Source organism: Snuella lapsa (assembly GCF_039539345.1).
Classification (GTDB): Bacteria; Bacteroidota; Bacteroidia; order Flavobacteriales; family Flavobacteriaceae; genus Snuella; species Snuella lapsa.
Genome location: NZ_BAABCY010000116.1, coordinates 1 through 855 on the forward strand (window position 1 = coordinate 1; position 855 = coordinate 855).

Sequence of the window (855 nt, forward strand, 5' to 3'; positions counted from 1 at the left end):
TATCGTGCCTTTCATCGATAATGTCCATAAGCGCCTCCCTGGCCTGATTGTCGAAGCTCTGCAGTCCAAAGTCGTCAAGGATAAGCAGGTCCACCTTTATTAGTTTTCCGAGCTCCTTGAGATAGGTGCCGTCCACTTTACTTAGTTTTAACCTTTTCATCAGTCTGGCGGTATTTGTATAGAGCACCCTTTGTCCCATCATGCAGGCCTGGTGTCCCAAGGCTTGGGCCATATAACTTTTGCCCACTCCGGAGGACCCGGTAATAATCATATTTTCCTTCTTTTGTATAAAGTCCAGTGTTGCCAGTCGCTCGAACATGTTTCTGTCCAGATTCCTGTTCTGTGCATAATCAATATCGGCAAGTGTGGCCCGCTGCTTGAAGGCTGCTTGGGTCATGAGCCTTTTTATCTTTCGGTTCTGGAGGTCTTCCCATTGGTGGTCGGTAAGCAGTGCCAGGTACTGGTCCGGGGTAAGGCCCTGGGTACGGTTGTCACTAAGGTGGCTGTGATGGAGTTCGGCCATAGCGGTCAATCTCATTTTCCTGAGTTTTTCAATGGTGTGGTTTGTGTTCATATGTGCATAAAATTTAAGTGATACATTGTTTTCTATTTATAATTGGACGCCCCACGTATGTTCCCGTGCTTGGGGATATGGGAGCTGCGGTCTGTTTCTTCTTGCAGGAACAGGGAGCTTTGGTCCAGGTTATTTTTCAGTATATTGGTTATCCGGCTATAGCTTACGGCATCTGCCCGTAGGGCCCTTTTACAGGCATTGTCCAATCTTTGGGAGCCATAGGACTTGTGGAGCTGTATAATTCCCATGGCCCTTTTGTAACCTGTTTCGGGATAGTCCAC

At 47.6% G+C, this 855-nt stretch carries 1 protein-coding gene and 1 pseudogene; both read right to left on the reverse strand.

The window, feature by feature from the left end:
- On the reverse strand, nucleotides 1–574 hold a 574-nt coding region (locus ABD792_RS19095), incomplete at its 3' end, for an ATP-binding protein (RefSeq protein WP_345008183.1).
- 32 nt (nucleotides 575–606) lie between these two features.
- A pseudogene (locus ABD792_RS19100) lies at nucleotides 607–855 on the reverse strand (IS21 family transposase); the annotation flags it as partial.